Source organism: Streptomyces chartreusis, assembly GCF_008704715.1.
GTDB classification, from domain to species: Bacteria; Actinomycetota; Actinomycetes; order Streptomycetales; family Streptomycetaceae; genus Streptomyces; species Streptomyces chartreusis.
Genome location: NZ_CP023689.1, coordinates 8,895,131 through 8,910,838, shown reverse-complemented (window position 1 = coordinate 8,910,838; position 15,708 = coordinate 8,895,131). Strand labels below are relative to the sequence as shown.

At 71.0% G+C, this 15,708-nt stretch carries 16 protein-coding genes; 5 read left to right on the top strand and 11 right to left on the bottom strand.

The window, feature by feature from the left end; translation table 11 throughout:
* Positions 1-125: 125 nt before the first annotated feature.
* From CP983_RS39590 to CP983_RS39575, 4 genes are all read right to left on the bottom strand, one after another.
* Positions 126-758: an MBL fold metallo-hydrolase gene (locus tag CP983_RS39590; protein ID WP_150505108.1), complete on the bottom strand. Its 633-nt coding sequence runs from the start codon at positions 756-758 to the stop codon at positions 126-128.
* Entirely contained in the window at positions 758-1,843 is a 1,086-nt protein-coding gene (locus CP983_RS39585) for an S-(hydroxymethyl)mycothiol dehydrogenase (RefSeq protein ID WP_107911361.1), read from the bottom strand. The genes CP983_RS39590 and CP983_RS39585 overlap by 1 nt, the downstream gene beginning before the upstream one ends.
* A gap of 240 nt (positions 1,844-2,083) precedes the next feature.
* Positions 2,084-4,387 (bottom strand): FdhF/YdeP family oxidoreductase, encoded by a 2,304-nt coding sequence (locus tag CP983_RS39580; RefSeq protein WP_150505106.1) that lies wholly within the window; start codon positions 4,385-4,387, stop codon positions 2,084-2,086.
* A 150-nt stretch (positions 4,388-4,537) separates the two neighbouring features.
* Positions 4,538-4,975 carry a glutaredoxin domain-containing protein gene (locus tag CP983_RS39575; RefSeq protein WP_150505104.1) on the bottom strand — a complete coding sequence of 146 codons (438 nt, stop codon included), beginning with the start codon at positions 4,973-4,975 and terminating at the stop codon, positions 4,538-4,540.
* A 105-nt stretch (positions 4,976-5,080) separates the two neighbouring features.
* Here CP983_RS39575 and CP983_RS39570 point away from each other — a divergent pair, with 105 nt between their 5' ends.
* The gene (locus tag CP983_RS39570; protein ID WP_107911367.1) at positions 5,081-5,383 is read left to right on the top strand and encodes an ArsR/SmtB family transcription factor; all 303 of its coding nucleotides are present in this window, start codon (positions 5,081-5,083) and stop codon (positions 5,381-5,383) included.
* Positions 5,380-5,772: a VOC family protein gene (locus CP983_RS39565; RefSeq protein ID WP_125525614.1), complete on the top strand. Its 393-nt coding sequence runs from the start codon at positions 5,380-5,382 to the stop codon at positions 5,770-5,772. Before CP983_RS39570 ends, CP983_RS39565 begins: the two co-directional genes overlap by 4 nt.
* Positions 5,773-5,831: 59 nt before the next feature.
* Here CP983_RS39565 and CP983_RS39560 read toward each other — a convergent pair whose 3' ends face one another.
* Complete coding sequence (locus CP983_RS39560) at positions 5,832-6,773, bottom strand: SMI1/KNR4 family protein (RefSeq protein ID WP_150505102.1); 942 nt, start codon at positions 6,771-6,773, stop codon at positions 5,832-5,834.
* Positions 6,774-6,913: 140 nt separating this feature from the next.
* Complete coding sequence (locus CP983_RS39555; RefSeq protein WP_163017263.1) at positions 6,914-7,705, bottom strand: matrixin family metalloprotease; 792 nt, start codon at positions 7,703-7,705, stop codon at positions 6,914-6,916.
* Between the two features lie 233 nt (positions 7,706-7,938).
* Between CP983_RS39555 and CP983_RS39550 the strand changes: the two genes are divergently transcribed.
* Entirely contained in the window at positions 7,939-9,063 is a 1,125-nt protein-coding gene (locus CP983_RS39550) for a PP2C family protein-serine/threonine phosphatase (protein ID WP_150505098.1), read from the top strand.
* A gap of 130 nt (positions 9,064-9,193) precedes the next feature.
* Positions 9,194-9,436 carry a hypothetical protein gene (locus CP983_RS39545; protein WP_030967281.1) on the top strand — a complete coding sequence of 81 codons (243 nt, stop codon included), beginning with the start codon at positions 9,194-9,196 and terminating at the stop codon, positions 9,434-9,436.
* Positions 9,437-9,495: 59 nt separating this feature from the next.
* Here CP983_RS39545 and CP983_RS39540 read toward each other — a convergent pair whose 3' ends face one another.
* From CP983_RS39540 to CP983_RS39520, 5 genes are all read right to left on the bottom strand, one after another.
* Positions 9,496-9,954 (bottom strand): SRPBCC family protein, encoded by a 459-nt coding sequence (locus tag CP983_RS39540; protein ID WP_107911380.1) that lies wholly within the window; start codon positions 9,952-9,954, stop codon positions 9,496-9,498.
* Between the two features lie 219 nt (positions 9,955-10,173).
* Complete coding sequence (secD, locus tag CP983_RS39535; protein WP_189748825.1) at positions 10,174-12,432, bottom strand: protein translocase subunit SecD; 2,259 nt, start codon at positions 12,430-12,432, stop codon at positions 10,174-10,176.
* A 183-nt stretch (positions 12,433-12,615) separates the two neighbouring features.
* Positions 12,616-13,047, bottom strand: coding sequence for a hypothetical protein (locus CP983_RS39530; RefSeq protein ID WP_150505094.1), 432 nt, complete (start codon positions 13,045-13,047; stop codon positions 12,616-12,618).
* A 55-nt stretch (positions 13,048-13,102) separates the two neighbouring features.
* A complete protein-coding gene (locus CP983_RS39525; RefSeq protein WP_150507151.1) occupies positions 13,103-13,798 on the bottom strand; it encodes a response regulator in 696 nt (231 codons plus the stop codon).
* A 14-nt stretch (positions 13,799-13,812) separates the two neighbouring features.
* A complete protein-coding gene (locus tag CP983_RS39520; RefSeq protein ID WP_167537829.1) occupies positions 13,813-14,772 on the bottom strand; it encodes a HAMP domain-containing sensor histidine kinase in 960 nt (319 codons plus the stop codon).
* Between the two features lie 509 nt (positions 14,773-15,281).
* Here CP983_RS39520 and CP983_RS39515 point away from each other — a divergent pair.
* Positions 15,282-15,593 carry a TraR/DksA family transcriptional regulator gene (locus CP983_RS39515; protein ID WP_125525638.1) on the top strand — a complete coding sequence of 104 codons (312 nt, stop codon included), beginning with the start codon at positions 15,282-15,284 and terminating at the stop codon, positions 15,591-15,593.
* Positions 15,594-15,708 lie beyond the last annotated feature (115 nt).

The following is a 15,708-nucleotide window of genomic DNA, read 5'->3' as shown; positions in this document are numbered from 1 at the left end:
GTTGTCAAGGCGTCAAAACGCCTCGTTCGCACCGGCCCGCCGAACGGCCTCCGGGCAGCGCGAAACGCCCGGCCCACCTGCGCAAACAAGTGGAACGGACGCCTCACGAAGCCCTGTTCAGGCACTCAGAAGCCGCGGTCGATCCACTCCTCTAGATGCGGGGCCTCGGCCGCGACGGTGGTCGTGTCGCCGTGTCCGGTGTGCACGACGGTCTCCCCGGGCAGCGTCAGCAGCCGGTCGCGGATCGACTCGATGATGGTCGGGAAGTGGCTGTACGACCGCCCGGTCGCGCCCGGCCCGCCGCGGAACAGCGTGTCGCCGCTGAAGAGCGCCCCCAGGCGGGGCGCGTGCAGACAGACCGCGCCCGGGGCGTGGCCGGGCGTGTGCAGCACGGTCAGCTCGATGCCGGCCACGGCGATGAGCTGGCCGTCGGTGAGCTCGGCGTCCGGCGCCCGCTCGGGGTGGGTCTGCTTCCACAGCGGCAGGTCGTCCGGGTGGAGCAGGACCGGGGCGCCCGTGCGGGCGGCGAGTTCGGGCGCCGCGTCGATGTGGTCGTTGTGGGCGTGGGTGCACACGATCGCCCGAAGGGCACGGTCGCCGACGGCCCGGGCGATCGCGTCGGCGTCGTGCGCCGCGTCGATGACGATCACCTCGTGGTCGTCGCCGACGATCCACACGTTGTTGTCGACGTCCCAGGTGCCGCCGTCCAGGGAGAACGTCCCCGACGTGACGAGGTGCTCGACGCGGGCGCCGGCCATCAGAGGACCACCACCGAGCGCAGCACGTCGCCGTGGTGCATCCGCTCGAAGGCCTTCTCCACGTCGTCCAGCGCGATGGTCTCCGTGACGAAGGCGTCGAGGTCCAGGCGGCCCTGGAGGTAGAGGTCGATGAGCATGGGGAAGTCCCTGCTCGGCAGGCAGTCGCCGTACCAGGAGGACTTCAGTGCGCCACCGCGCCCGAAGACGTCCAGCAGCGGCAGCTCCAGCTTCATCTCCGGGGTCGGCACACCGACCAGGACGACGGTGCCGGCGAGGTCGCGGGCGTAGAAGGCCTGCTTGTACGTCTCGGGGCGGCCGACCGCCTCGATCACGACGTCGGCGCCGAAACCGCCGGTCAGCTCTCGGATCGCCTCGACGGCGTCGGTGTCCTTGGAGTTGACGGTGTGGGTCGCGCCCAGCTTCCTGGCGGTGTCCAGCTTGCGGTCGTCGATGTCCACCGCGATGACCTTCGCCGCGCCGGCCAGGTTGGATCCGGCGATCGCGGCGGCGCCCACACCTCCGCAGCCGATGACGGCGACCGAGTCGCCCCGGCCGACGTTGCCGGTGTTGATCGCGGCGCCGATGCCGGCCATCACGCCGCAGCCCAGCAGCCCGGCGGCCGCGGCCGACGCGGTCCGGTCGACCTTGGTGCACTGTCCGGCCGCGACCAGCGTCTTCTCCGCGAACGCGCCGATGCCGAGCGCCGGCGCCAGCTCCGTGCCGTCGGTCAGCGTCATCTTCTGCTTGGCGTTGTGGGTGCTGAAGCAGTACCAGGGGCGCCCGCGCCGACAGGCCCGGCAATTCCCGCACACGGCACGCCAGTTGAGGATCACGAAGTCACCCGGTGCGACGTCGGTGACGCCCTCCCCCACCGACTCCACGACGCCCGCGGCCTCGTGGCCGAGCAGGAAGGGGAAGTCGTCGTTGATGCCGCCCTCGCGGTAGTGCAGATCGGTGTGGCAGACCCCGCAGGCCTCGATCTTGACCAGCGCCTCACCCGGTCCCGGGTCGGGCACGATGATCGTCTCCAGGCTGACGGGGGCGCCCTTGCCCCGCGCGACGACAGCACGGACCTGGTGCGTCATGGCCACTCCTCGGCTGATCGAGACTCGGAATCAGATGTTGCTCATTACGGCACTCATCTCATGTGCCGCAACACAGCATCGTGGAGGGCCGGGCGCCGGTCAAGGAGGGAGACGGGGGTTCACGCGGCTGGGCGATTTCGGCTCGGAGCATGCCGAAGGACCGGCGGGGCCGGGGGCGGAGACGCCGGTGCGTGCCGCGTGCTGGGGGGGACGCGCGGCCGTCTTCCTGGTTTTCGCGGGCTACGCGCCGGCGGAGGTCGGTTCCAGCCTGACGACGACGGACTTCGAGGTGGGGGTGTTGCTCACGGCGGCCGTGGAGTCGAGCGGCACGAGGACGTTGGTCTCGGGGAAGTAGGCGGCGCAGCAGCCTCGCGGGGTCGAGTAGGCCACGGTCCGGAAGGCGGGTGCCCTGCGCTCCACGCCGTCGCCGAACTCGCTGACGATGTCGACCGTGTCCCCTTCGGCGAGCCCGCGTTCGCGAAGATCCTCTGAGTGCAGGAACAGCACGCGTCGCCCCTGCTGGATGCCGCGATAGCGGTCGTCGAGCCCGTAGATCGTGGTGTTGTACTGGTCGTGCGAGCGCAGCGTCTGGAGCAATAGCCGCCCCGGCGGGACCTCCGGGTACTCCAGCGCATTGGCGGTGAAGTTGGCGAGTCCGGTGGCGGTCGTGAACCGGCGCTCGTCGCGGGGCGGATGGGGCAGCGCGAAGCCGCCCGGCTGCCGTACCCGGGCGTTGAAGTCCTCGAAGCCGGGGACGACGCGTTCGATGCGGTCCCGGATGCGGTCGTAGTCCGACTCGAACTCCTCCCAAGGCACCTGCGGGCCGCTCTCGCCGAGGGCGGCGCGTGCCATGCGGCAGATGATCGCGACCTCGCTGAGCAGTTCCTCGGACGCGGGCGCGAGCCGGCCCCGGGAGAGGTGCACCATGCCCATGGAGTCCTCGACCGTCACCAGTTGGGGCCCGCCGGGCCGCAGGTCGGCCTCGGTGCGGCCGAGGCAGGGCAGGATGAGGGCCTGTTCGCCGGCGATGACATGGGACCGGTTGAGCTTGGTCGAGATCTGGACGGTGAGGCGGCAGCGGCGCAGCGCCTGCTCGGTCCGGTCGGTGTCGGGTGCCGCGGCGACGAAGTTGCCGCCGAGCGCGACGAAGACCCGTACGTCTCCGTCGCGCATGGCGCGGATGCTGTCCACGGCGTCGTGTCCGTGGCGGCGCGGGGGCGTGAAGGCGAACTCGGTGCCGAGCGCGTCCAGGAAGGCGTCGTCGGGCTTCTCGTAGATGCCCATGGTGCGGTCGCCCTGCACGTTGGAATGGCCGCGCACCGGACAGAGGCCGGCGCCGGGTCGGCCGATGTTGCCGCGCAGGAGAAGGAAGTTGACGACGTCGCGGATGGTGGGCACGGAGTGCTGGTGCTGGGTGAGCCCCATCGCCCAGCAGACGACGATCTTCTCGGCGTCCAGCACACGGCGGAACGCTTCCCGGATCTCCTCCTCGGGCAGGCCGGTGGCGGCCAGGATCTCGCCCCAGGACGCCTTGCGGGCGTGTTCGGCGAACTCCTCGAAGCAGTGCGTGTGCCGCTCGATGAAGGCGGTGTCCAAGCAGGTGCCGGGGGCCTCGTCCTCCGCCTCCAGCAGCAGTCGGTTGAAGGCCTGGAACAGGGCCTGGTCGCCGCCGAGCCTGATCTGGAGGAACTGGTCGGCAAGCCGGGTGCCCCCGCCGAGGACGCCGGAGGGCCGCTGGGGGTTCTTGAACCGCAGCAGCCCCGCCTCGGGAAGCGGGTTGACCGCGACGACACGGGCGCCTCGCCGCTTGGCCGTCTCCAGCGCGGAGAGCATGCGGGGGTGGTTGGTGCCGGGGTTCTGGCCGACCACGAGGATGAGGTCGGCCTCGTGGAGGTCCTCCAGGGTGACGCTGCCCTTGCCGATCCCGATGGTCTCCGTCAGGGCCGAACCGCTGGACTCGTGGCACATGTTGGAGCAGTCGGGCAGGTTGTTGGTGCCGAAGCCCCGCACGAACAGCTGATAGAGGAAGGCGGCCTCGTTGCTCGCCCGTCCGGAGGTGTAGAAGGCGGCTTGATCAGGGTGATCAAGAGCGCGTAGCTCACGGGCGACGACGTCGAACGCGCCGCCCCAGGAGATCGGCCGATAGCGGTCACTGCCGGCCGGGCGGTACATGGGACGGGTGAGCCGCCCCTGCTGCCCGAGCCAGTAGTCGCTGCGCGGGAGCAGGTCCTCCAGCGTGTGCTCGGCGAAGAAATCCGCGGTGACCCGGCGGACGGTGGCCTCCTCGGCCACGGCCTTGGCACCGTTCTCACAGAACTCCGCCCGATGCCGATGCTCGGGCTCCGGCCAGGCACACCCCGGGCAGTCGAAGCCCTCCTTCTGATTGACCCGGAGCAACGTGAGCAGACTGCGCCGGACCCCCATCTGCTCACCGGCATGCCGCAGCGAGGAGGTGACCGCCGGAAGACCGGCGGCGTACTCCTTCGGAGAACCGACCCTCAGACGGGCGTCGCCGGGGTCCTCATCAGGTGCCTTACGAGTCATGTGAGGCGCTGCTCCGGGGTGTAGGGGTTGCGGGCCGGGCGGGCGCCAAACACCCGCACGAGTTGCGCACTGCACAACATCTGCGTGATACGCAACGACCCTAAGGAAGCCCGACCCCCGGATCCATGTCAAGGGCTTCACCTCAGATGATCACGCGGAGGGGAAGAGGTGATCCCGCGCCCATTCCGGATCAGGGTTGGTGTGCGACTGCCCCGCCACGACGACCGTCGGCACGGTCTCGTTGCCGTCGTTGACGGCCCGCACCGCCGCCGCGCCGGCCGGGTCGCGCCAGATATTGACCCAGTGCGCCTGACGCGCGGCGCGGCCCAGCCGGACGCGCAGGCGCATGCAGTACGGGCAGCCCGGGCGCCAGTAGACGACCGGCCGCCCGTCGGCGGCACTGCGGCGCTGCGCCTCCAGGGCACCGATCGACCTCGGGAAGATCAGCGGCGAATTGACTCCGGCGAGCAGCACGAACACCAGCAGGAGTGCGGCGGCCGTGCCGGGGCTGCCGTCGAGGAACAGCGTGGTCGCCACGGCCGAGCCGACGACGACGAGCAGCAGGGGCAGGAACCAGACACGCGTCATGGTGACGCAGGCTATCGGTGGGCCGGGCGGACACACCCCCTCGGTCGAGGGCTCGGCGCGCATCCCGACTTGATAGGCAAGCGACGGCTTGCCTATGCTGGAGTCGTGGCCGATGACCTCTTCAAAGCCTTGGCCGACCCCACCCGTCGCACCATCCTCGACGAGCTCACGGAGAAATCCGGACAGACACTGTTCGAGATCTGCTCGCGACTGGCCATGAAGCACCAGCTGGCCATTTCCCGCCAGGGAGTCTCACAGCACCTCGCCGTGCTGGAGGCCGCAGGGCTCGTCGAGACCAGGCGGGAGGGCCGCTACAAGTTCCACGACCTGAATACGGCTCCGCTGCGGCAGATCACCGAGCGGTGGCACGTGCCCGAGACATCCGGACCGGAGAAGAGCACCTCATGAAGATCCATCTGACCAGCGTCTTCGTCGACGACCAGGCCAAGGCCCTGCACTTCTACACGGAGATCCTCGGCTTCGTGAAGAAGCACGACGTCCCCGTGGGCGAGAAGGACCGATGGCTCACCGTCGTCTCCCCCGAGGAGCCCGGCGGCACGGAACTCCTCCTGGAGCCCGTCGGTCACCCGATCGCCCGGACCTACCGCGACACCCTCGTCCAGGACGGCATTCCGCTGGCCCAGTTCGCCGTCGCGGACGTCAACGCGGAGTACGAGCGGCTGCGCGCCCACGGTGTCCGCTTCACCCAGGAGCCCCTGGAGATGGGCCCCGTCACCACGGCCGTCTTCGACGACACCTGCGGCAACCTGATCCAGATCGCGACCCAGCCGGAGTAGGCGGTCGGGTACCGGGAGGGGGCAGGGGTAGATGCCGCCGCCTCGCCGTCCGCTCGCTGTCAGCGAGCCAGCGGCATCCACCGGGATTCCCGCCCGGGATCGATGCCGCTCAGCCACACCAGCGCCCCATCGACCAGGCCGGGCTTGTCCCGAGTGGCCAGGGACGGGGCTTCGAGCATGTCGGCGGCCTCTTCCAAGTACGTGATGAGCGTGTCGAGCTCCTCGACGAAATCATCGTTGTAACGGGACCAGCGACCCAGGTAGCCGGTCTCGGCGTCCAGGTACAGGCCCGAGGTGCGGTCGGACGGGCCGCGGGTGACGACCGGGATCCAGGTCGCCTTCCATACGGTGCCCGGTTCGTACTCGGGGCGGTCCGCGTAGGCCGCCTCGTGCTGGGCCTGGGAGTCCATCCGCTGCCGGTGGACCTCGACCACGGCGTCCAAGGTCATCAGGGCCCGATTGCCCGGCAGGCACCCCGAGCCTTCGACTCCGTCGTCACCCGCGGTCAACAACCACAGGGCGCTCAGCTCGACGGGTATCCGGATGCGGAGTTCGTTCTCCACGACGGCGACGGCGGCGGGCCTCGCTCCGGGCCGGAGCGAGGCGTAGGAGTCGGGGGCGTGGTGCTGGAGCAGGCGGGTGACACGGTGCCAGGCGTCGGCGACCTCCCGGACCGTGACCGCGGTGAGGGCGGGATCGGCGACCGGTTCCGGCTCTGGCTCTGGCTCCCCCGCGTCTGCTTCCGGCTCTACGAAGGAGGCCGGGGCGACATGCCGGATCACGACCCGATCGGGCTCGCGGATGTAGCCGACGGCCAGGTCGGGGCAGTCCTCGAACACGTCGCCGTCGACCATCACCGTGAGGATGCCGGGCAGCCCCGAAGGCCGGCCCATGTCCGGGTCGTCGGCCAGTCGGCCGGCCAGGACCTTCAGGGCGTAAGGGACCCCGGTGCCGAGCCCGGTGGCCAAGTCGCTCACGTGCGAGGGTATTTCGACGTTCACGGCCGGACGCTCCTTGCTGGTCGGGTCACGAGCGATCCCCCACAGTAGGACGCCGGCCTCCACACGGGCGGATGCGCCTCGGACACGGAGTCGCTGATGAACCAGCTCACCGCGTCCGAGGCTGCCACTGCCCAGGACCGTCAGGTGCCGGGCTTCGGGTACAGCTGGTTCAGTACGGCGAAGTCGTCCGACGACGGGTGCTGCGGGAACTCCGGTACGGACAGGCAGCTGTTGGTGGACCCGTTGTGGTCGAGCCCGAGGGCGTGGCCCATCTCGTGGCAGGCGACGCTGCGCCTGGCCGCGTAGGTGTTCGGGGTGACCTGGTCGTTGAGCTTGACCGTGACGCTGCCGTCGACGAAGTAGCCGCCCGACGTGGACGCCTCGGTCAGCCCGTACCAGGCGGTGCCGTAGCTGCCGCTGTACACGTGCACGCAGTGCCGCCCGCCCCCGGGGCAACCGGCGGTGTGCCAGCGGTAGTAGGCGTCGATGCCGGGGGCCTGGTACCAGTCGACCCGGGCGTCGGTCACGGGCCACGAGTCGCCGCTGTGGTCGAGGAAGTACACCTGCGGGTCGTTGAAGGGGCCGTACGCCCACTTGTGGCCGCACCAGGCGGAGGCGGTGCCGACGATGGGCGAGCAGCCGGCGATGCCGATGCCGAGCGCGCTGTTCTCGTCCTGCACGCCGCGCACGCCCTGCCGGCGCAGAGTGCTGCGCAGTTCGTCGGCCGAGACGCCCGGGGCGGGTTCGTAGATGGCGGTGTAGGTGGTGCCGTCGGAGCGTGGCTGGACCACGTAGACGGCGTTGTCCGCCCCGGCGCGGTCGGACGCCGGCCCCGTCGGGGCAGTCGTGTCCGCCTGCACCGCCGGGGCCGAGAGCGCGACCACCAGCGCGGTCACTGCCAGTCCGATCGCGGTTCTCGTTCTTCGCAGCATGTCGTTCCCCCTGTGGCCCGCGACCGCCTCCCGCTGCCTCCTGGCGGCGGGATCCATGAGCGGCCGTGGACAGACGAGCGCAAGAGTGGCATGTCCTCGACAATCAGGGAACGACGTTAATTGGCCACATTGGGCCCCTATGGCGGGACCTGGGCCGAGCGGAGATCAGAGGTGCGGGACCGTGGTCGGCGTCGGTGCGGGCGCCGCGGCGCCATGGGGTGTATCCAGAACATATGGTTCCTAGACGCCCCAAAGGCCTTCAGTGGTCGCAGGAGCCGCCTCAGGCGCTGCTGGTGGTGCCGATCCTGATGATCGTGATCGTCACGGTGGTCGACATCCTGGCTCCGGCCAGCGTCCATCTCGGGCCGTTCCTGGTGGCCGCGCCCGCCGTCACGGCGTCGTTCGCCGGGCCGCGCATGACCGCATACGTCGGCGCGCTCGCCGTTACGGCCCAGGCCGTGGTGGCGGCGGTGCGCACCACCCTCGTCGATCTGAACCACTCGTTCCAGCTGATCACCCTGATCCTGATGTCGGCGTTCGCGACCTCGTTCGCCGCCCGGCGGGAGCGTCACGAACGGGAACTGATGCAGCTGCGGTCGGTCGCCACGGCGGCGCAGGAAGTGGTGCTCAAGCCGCTTCCCCAGCGGGTCGGTTCACTGCGCATCGCCTCGGTGTACCTGGCCGCCGAATCCGAGGCGCAGATCGGCGGCGATTTGTATGCCGCCGCTCGTACGGAGCGCGGTATCCGCATCGTCATCGGCGATGTCCGGGGTAAGGGCCTGGAGGCGGTCGGGGACGCCGCGCTCCTGCTCGGCGCCTTCCGGGGCGCGGCCCACAGACAGGCCGACCTGCCGGCGCTCATGAGCTTCCTGGAGGGAACCGTCTCCTCGGACCTCGACGACCCCGCGGCCCTCGACGCCACGGCCGAGGACCGCGGCGAGTCGTTCATCACCGCCGCCGCGCTGGACATCCCGGACGACGAGCCGGTGCTCCACCTGATCAACTGCGGGCATCCGCCGCCACTGCTGTTGCGCGGCGACCAGGTCCGTCCCCTTGCAGTGCGCCACCCGGCACCGCCCCTGGGCCTCACCGAGTTCGTGGCGACCGAGCTCTCCGAGGAGACGTTCGCCTTCGAGTACGGCGACGTCGTCCTGCTCTACACCGACGGTGTCATCGAGGCCCGCGACGGTGGGGGCACGTTCTACCCGCTCGCGGAACGGGTGGCGGGCAAGGCCGCGGAGCACGGTCCCGACGCCCTGCTGGCCCACCTGTGCAAGGACCTGATGCGGCACGTCGGCGGACATCTGGGGGACGACGCCGCCATGGTCGCGATCGAGCGCCTGCCTCGGCCGTCCTGAAATCGTCCGACACCCTCCGACCGACACCGTCCGACACCGACCGACACCGCGCCTCCGTAGGCCGGCTCCGACGCTCCGCCAAAAGGGCCGGACCGAACATCCTGTCGCCCGTCTCGTCGTTGAGCCCGGCATGAAGATCATCACTGCCGCGGCACTCGCCGGAGCGGCTCTCCTCATGGCCGCCGTCCCCGCCTCCGCCGACGACGGACCCGTCGACTTCGGCATCTTCCAGGGCGTCAACGACACCAAGGGCTCGAACAGCACGGACTCCGGCACGACCTGGAGGCAGACCGACAACGGGAGCGGCGCGGCCGTCCCCAAGTCGCCCCTGACCATGCTGGTGGACAGCCTGGCGTGGTCCGGCCGCCAGTGACGTGACCGGATCCCTGAGCCGGTGAGGGCGGGCTGCCCGCCCTCACCGTCCGGGTCGGGTCAACGCGCCGGGATCGCCGCTTCGGCCGCCGCCCTGATCCGCGCGCCGAAGGCCGGGGCGTCCTTGCGGGCGGCGGAGAGTGCCAGGCCGACGAGGAGCTTGCCGATGCCGTGGCCTTCCAGAACGTTGTGGATACGGACCTGGGTCCTGCCCTCGCCCAGCGGCTCCAGGTCGTAACCGCCTTCACTGGCCGTGACGATGTTCTTCGACACCTCGGCCCAGCGAATCTTCGTGGGGGCCTGGAGTTCGGTGATGCGGAACTCCCTGGCCGTCTTCATCCCGGCGTCCTTGACCGAGCTGCGGAAGACCGTGCCCACGGCGGTCGGGGAGTCGGGGACCCGCTCGATCTTGAGCACGCGGGGGCTGAACTGCGGATCGTTGCGTCCGTCGGCGAGGTAGTCGAACACCGCCTCGACAGGTCGATCGACCTCGAACGTCGCCTCAAACCGTCCTGCCATGAGCACTCCTCGATCGCTTGAGCCTCAGCGTGCCCGCGACTCCCCTGCAAGCCGTCCGCCCGGTCCGTGGGGAACCGCCCCTTGGGCATGCGAGGAGCCGCGCCGCCCGTCTTGTCGTGGCGGCACCGCGACTCTATGGGGCCGCTGGGCATCCCGCGAGGCGAACGACGCGAACCCGCGCCCGAGATGACGGGGCGCGGGCTCCTGTGCGACGAAGTGTCAGTGCGCTTCCTGCGGTCGACGCCGCCGGGCGGGCGGATTCAGGCTGAGGGTGAGTGGGGCCGCGGTGAAGACGGATGAGTACGTGCCGACCGCCAGGCCGACGAGCAGGGCCAGGGCGAAGTCGGTGAGGGTGTCGTCGGCGAGGACGGCCAGGGCGGTGAGGATGATGGCGGCTCCCATGCCGGTGTTGACCGTGCGGGGCAGGGTCTGGAGGATCGCCTGGTTCGTCAGGCGGGGCAGCGGTGTCGTGCGGTCGCGGGCGAGGAGTTCGCGGATGCGGTCGAAGAGGACGACCGAGTCGTTGACCGAGTAGCCGATGACGGTCAGCAGGGCGGCCAGGAAGACCCCGTCGATCGGCTTGCCCAGCCAGGCGAAGACGCCGACGAGGATCACCACGTCGTGCACGAGCGCGCCGACGGCCGCGGTCGCGAACCTCCAGCGGAACCGGACCGCCAGGTAGAGCAGCTGGGCGCCCAGTGCGAGAGCGAGGGCGATGACCGCGTTGCGGCGCAGTTCGTCGCCCAGGCTGGGGCCGATCAGCTCGTCACGGACCTTCTTCGTCTCACCGCCGAGTCCGCCGATGGCGTCGGTGACGGTGGCCGCCTCGGTGTCGGTCAGGTTCTCGGTGCGCACGGTGAGGGCGGTGTCGCCGGACGACTGCACGACCGCGCGGGGGAACCCGGCGTCGGTGAGGGCTTCGCGTGCGCGGTCGGGGTCGACGGCCTTGGTCGTGGAGTACTCGATGAGCCGGCCGCCGGTGAAGTCGATGCCGAGGTCGAGGCCGCGGACCAGGACGCCCGAGACGGCCATGACGAGCAGGGCTCCCGACACGGCCAGCCAGCGGCGGGGACGACGCATCAGGAACGGGTTACGGCGCAGCAGTCCGTCCCGTACCCGTCCGGTGTCGGCGACGCCGGTGAGGCGCGGGCGTCGGCGGACCGCGGGCCGTCCGGCCGCGTACTCGGCCAGTACCCGCGTGATGACCAGGGCGCTGATCATGGAGGCGAGGACACCGATGCCGAGGGTGACGCCGAAGCCGCGGACCGGGCCTGAGGCCAGGACGAACAGCAGGCCGGCGGCGACGAGCGTGGTGATGTTGGAGTCGGCGATCGCGCTCAGCGCGCCGCGGAATCCCGCCGTCAGGGCCGACCGCGGGCTGGGGCGGCTGCGGGCGGCGTACTCCTCTCGGGCCCGTTCGAAGACCAGGACGTTGGCGTCCACGGCCATGCCGATGGCCAGGACGAACCCGGCGAGCCCGGGCAGGGTCAGGGTGGCGCCGAGCGCGGCCAGGGCGGCGTAGGAGATCAGGCCGTAGCAGAGCAGGGCGGCGGTCGCGAGCAGGCCCATGAGCCGGTAGACGGCGATGATGAACAGCGCGGTCAGGGTCGTGCCGATGACGGCGGCCCAGGCCGCGGCCTCGATGGCCGACTCGCCGAGGGTGGCGCCCACGGTGCGCTGTTCGACGGTCTCGACCGGTACGGGCAGGGCGCCGCCGGAGATGAGCAGCGCGAGTTCGCGGGCCTCGGCGTCGTCGAAGGAGCCGGTGATCTGGGTCGTGCCGCCCGGGATGCCGGTACCGCAGCCGACGGACGGGTCGACCTGCGGCGAGGAGATGATCTTGTTGTCGAGGACGATGGCGACCCGGCGCTGCGGGTCCCCCGCCGGGTGGCAGGCGGCCTGTGCGGTCACGTCCGCCCACGCGTCGCGGCCGTCGCCGGTGAAGTCGATGGTGACGTGCCAGCCGGCGCCGCTCTGTTGGTCGAAGCGGGCGTCGGCGCCCTTGACGTCCTGTCCGGTGAGGGCGGCGGCCTTGAGCCGCAAGGGCTGCCCGGACTCGTCCGGCAGGGTCTGATCTTTGGCCGGCCCTGGACCGGTGTTGTCATCCGGGGTCTCGGCCGCGCCGAGGACCGGGTGGACCGTGAGCTGGGCGGTGCGGCCCAGGACGTCGGCTGCCTTCTTCGGGTCCTGTACACCCGGCAGTTCGACGAGGATGCGGTGATCGCCCGAGCGGACGAGGGTCGGTTCGGCGACGCCCAGCGCGTCGATACGGCCCCGCAGCACTTCCATCGTGCGGTCGGTGGCCTCGCGGTCGGCTTCGGTGGTGGCGGTGGAGCGGGTTTCGAGGGTGATCTGTGTGCCGCCTCGTAGGTCGAGTCCGAGGCGGACGGGTGTCGTGAGGGCGATGGCCAGCGATGCGGCGATCACGGTGAGGGCGAGCAGCGCACGCGCGCGCAGGGAGTTCTTCCGGCGTTTCAACACAGGCCTCCGGCAGGCACGTCACGGCAGCGGCAGCGGCAGCGGCAGCGGCAGCGGCAGCGGCAGCGGCAGCGGCAGCGGCAGCGGCAGCGGCAGCGGCAGCGGCAGCGGCAGCGGCAGCGGCAGCCAACGGCGGACCGCGGGCTCGCGTTGCCGTGACGAGGTAAAGGTTGACGGGTTGCTTCAGTTGCCGGTGGGCGCCGGAGGGGCCCTGCCACGGTCGTGTGTGGATCGGCCGGGGGAGACGAGTGCGTGCGCGGGTACCGCGGGAGTGCGTGAGCCGACGGCAGGGCGCCCGGCAGCGACTTCGCCCGGGTCGGTGGCGTGATGATCCGGCAGCCCGGGGCGCTCGCCGAGCGGGTCGTGCCGGGTTCTGGGCTGTGTCGCGCAGCCGGCGGCGCACGGGCTGTCCGCGCGGGTTCCGTGGTCGGCGAGTTGCGCGCTCGTGGCCGTAGCGGCCCGGTCGTCCTTCGGCCCGCCCGCGGCGTGCGCGGTGTGGGCGGGGACCAACGCGAGCAGGACGGCGAGGAGGACGCCGAGTATTCCGGCGAGTCGATGCACCGCGGCCGAACTCCGCTGCCCGGAAGGCGGGATGGTGCGGGATGCCGGGCGCATGCACCATCCCTCTCTGGACGTGTTCGGATCCTTGGCGTCGGTCCCTGAAGCGGTGTCAGGGTTCGATAAGACCGGAACGGATGGCGTACCGGGTCAGTTCCAGCCGGTCGCGCAGACCGAGTTTGTGCAGCAGATTGGCGCGATGGCGATGCACGGTCTTGACGCTGATGAACAGCATCTCGGCGATCTCCTTGGAGGAGTGGCCCTCGGCGACGAGCTTGAGGACCTCCTCCTCGCGGGGCGTGAGGAGGCGATCGGCGTCCTCCTCGCCGTGCCGGACGCGATCCAGGTAGTTGCGGATCAGGGCCGTGACCGCGCCGGGGTAGAGGAACGGCTCGTTGCGCATCGCGGCCCGGCAGGCGGCGACGAGGTCGCGGTCGGCCACCGACTTCAGCACGTAGCCGCAGGCCCCGGCCTTCAGCGCCTGGAAGAGGTACTGCTCGTTGTCGTGCATCGTCAGCATCAGGATGCGCAGGTCCGGCTTGAGCGCGCTCAGCTCACGGGTGGCCTGGAGCCCGGTCATGCGCGGCATGGCGATGTCGAGGATGGCCAGGTCGATGTCCTGCTTGCGCGCCTCCTCGACGGCCTCGGCTCCGTCCCCGGCCTCGGCGACGACCTGGAGGTCGGGTTCCCGGTCGAGGATGAGGCGTACACCGCGGCGCACGAGGGCGTGGTCGTCGGCGAGGAGGATGCGGATCGGCGTCGGGCCGGCGGTCGCCGGCGTCGAGGCCGAGGCGGGTTCGGGAGGCATCGGGTCGTGCATGGTCAACGCTGCTTCCTGGGGACGGGTGCGGTGAGCCGGATCCGGGTGCCGGTGCCGGGTGTGGAGGTGATGTCCAGGGTCGCGCCGGCGAGCAGCGCCCGCTCCCGCATCCCGCGGATCCCGGCCCCCTCGCAGGCGGCCTCGATGCCGCGGCCGTCGTCGGCGATCTCCAGGACCACCGCCCCGTCGGCGCCGTGCAGGCTCACCTCGACCCGGCGGGCGTCCGCGTGCCGGGCGGCGTTGGTCAGACTCTCCTGAGCCACCCGGTACAGGACGAGCTCGCTCTCGTGGTCGAGGGCGGGCAGGTCGCTGTCGAGGCGCCGTACGACTCGCAGCCCGGTGTGGGTGGCGAAGTCCAGCGAGAGCGAGGTCAGCGCGCTGACCAGGCCCAGGTCCTCCAGGACACCGGGGCGCAGGCGCCGTACCAGGCGCCGCACCTCGTCCAGGCTCTCCCGGGTGATCTCCTGGGCCTGCTGGAGGTCCTCGCGCAGCGGCTCGGGGGCGTCGTCCGCGGCACGCTTGAGCACCAGCAGGATCGCGGTCATGCTCTGCCCGACCTCGTCGTGCAGTTCCTGGGCGATACGGCGGCGTTCCGCCTCCTGCGCCAGCAGCGCCCGGGCGCTGGACGTGGCGCGCTCGTGCTCCAGCCGGTCGAGCATGGCGTTGAAGGTGCGGATCAGTTCGGCCACCTCGCTGCCGGCGGCGCCGGGCACGGGGAGCCGCTGTCCGGGGCGCAGCAGGTCGACGGTGGTCATGAGGCGGGTCAGCCGGTCCAGCGGGGCCAGGCCCCAGCGCAGCAGGGTGCCGTTGGCGACGAGCATGACGGCCAGGCCACCGACCAGGATCATCGCCTCGGTCAGCAGCACCGGCACGGAGACGGTCACCGGCGCCCACAGCAGCAGCGCCGTGGCGATGCCCAGGACCACGGCGTTGAGCCCGAAGATCCGCCAGAACAACGACACGGGGTATTTCCTCCTTCTACGACCCGACCCTAACCAGCTCGGCTCACAGTCATCGCACCCCCTGCGCGTGAACCGCGGTATCCGGGTCTGATCGGGGCCTGACCGGGTCCGATCGCACCTGACCGGGCCGGGACCCGAACAGGCCTCATCGACCCCGCACCAGCCTGCCCTGCTCCACGCGCGCGGTCGATGGGGCCCGGTCCCCATATCCCGGGTCATGGGGTACCCATCCGCCGGCCCGGGCGGGCGGCGTGTGGTCATCGCGGTCCAGGGCGAATGGGGCCTGCGCCCGATGGGATTCCGAGGCCGTACGGAGCAGAGTCGAAGGTGCCAGGGCCGCCCGGTTCGGCGAAAACCCGCGGTCTCCACGGAAGCCCGCGGTCCGACGAACCGGGCGGCCGTTGCTGCGCCCGTCACCTGCTGAGAAAGGACTCGTCGTGCCCCTCGACACCTCCTCCCCGTCCGAGACCCCTCAGGCACCCGACGCCGCTCGGACGCCCCGGGCCGACATCGCCGACCCCCGTCCCGGCCGGCTGACCGCTCATGAGGCCCGGCAGCGCCTGGAGCACGCCCGCAACAGCCGGCTGGCGCAGTTGCAGGCCCTCAGCGAGTCGGGCCAGAGCGCGGACGACCATCTGCTGTCGACGCAGGCCGAGGCCATCCAGCGGGTCCTCAAGGAGATCAACGAGGCGTTCGCCCGCATCGACGACGGCTCCTACGGCGCCTGCCTGGGCTGCTCCAAGCCCGTCCCCGCCGAGCGTCTGGAGATCCTCCCGTACACCCGGTACTGCGTCCCCTGCCAGCGCCGCGCCGCCACGTGACCCGCGACTCCCCCGTCTCCCCCGACTCTCTCTGATCGACCCCGGTCGGATCAGATCGGCTCTGACGCAGCTCAGACCCGCCCTGACCGACTTCCTCTCCTGCCCTGCTCAAAAG

What these genes read in the sequence shown, in the direction of transcription:
- CP983_RS39555 (WP_163017263.1), bottom strand. Translation starts at nt 7,705, where the DNA reads ATGCTGCGAAGAACGAGAACCGCGATCGGACTGGCAGTGACCGCGCTG.
- CP983_RS39590 (WP_150505108.1), bottom strand. Translation starts at nt 758, where the DNA reads ATGGCCGGCGCCCGCGTCGAGCACCTCGTCACGTCGGGGACGTTCTCC.
- CP983_RS39575 (WP_150505104.1), bottom strand. Translation starts at nt 4,975, where the DNA reads ATGACGCGTGTCTGGTTCCTGCCCCTGCTGCTCGTCGTCGTCGGCTCG.
- CP983_RS39545 (WP_030967281.1), top strand. Translation starts at nt 9,194, where the DNA reads ATGAAGATCATCACTGCCGCGGCACTCGCCGGAGCGGCTCTCCTCATG.
- CP983_RS39525 (WP_150507151.1), bottom strand. Translation starts at nt 13,798, where the DNA reads ATGCCTCCCGAACCCGCCTCGGCCTCGACGCCGGCGACCGCCGGCCCG.
- CP983_RS39530 (WP_150505094.1), bottom strand. Translation starts at nt 13,047, where the DNA reads ATGCGCCCGGCATCCCGCACCATCCCGCCTTCCGGGCAGCGGAGTTCG.
- CP983_RS39585 (WP_107911361.1), bottom strand. Translation starts at nt 1,843, where the DNA reads ATGACGCACCAGGTCCGTGCTGTCGTCGCGCGGGGCAAGGGCGCCCCC.
- CP983_RS39580 (WP_150505106.1), bottom strand. Translation starts at nt 4,387, where the DNA reads ATGACTCGTAAGGCACCTGATGAGGACCCCGGCGACGCCCGTCTGAGG.
- CP983_RS39540 (WP_107911380.1), bottom strand. Translation starts at nt 9,954, where the DNA reads ATGGCAGGACGGTTTGAGGCGACGTTCGAGGTCGATCGACCTGTCGAG.
- CP983_RS39565 (WP_125525614.1), top strand. Translation starts at nt 5,380, where the DNA reads ATGAAGATCCATCTGACCAGCGTCTTCGTCGACGACCAGGCCAAGGCC.
- CP983_RS39550 (WP_150505098.1), top strand. Translation starts at nt 7,939, where the DNA reads ATGGTTCCTAGACGCCCCAAAGGCCTTCAGTGGTCGCAGGAGCCGCCT.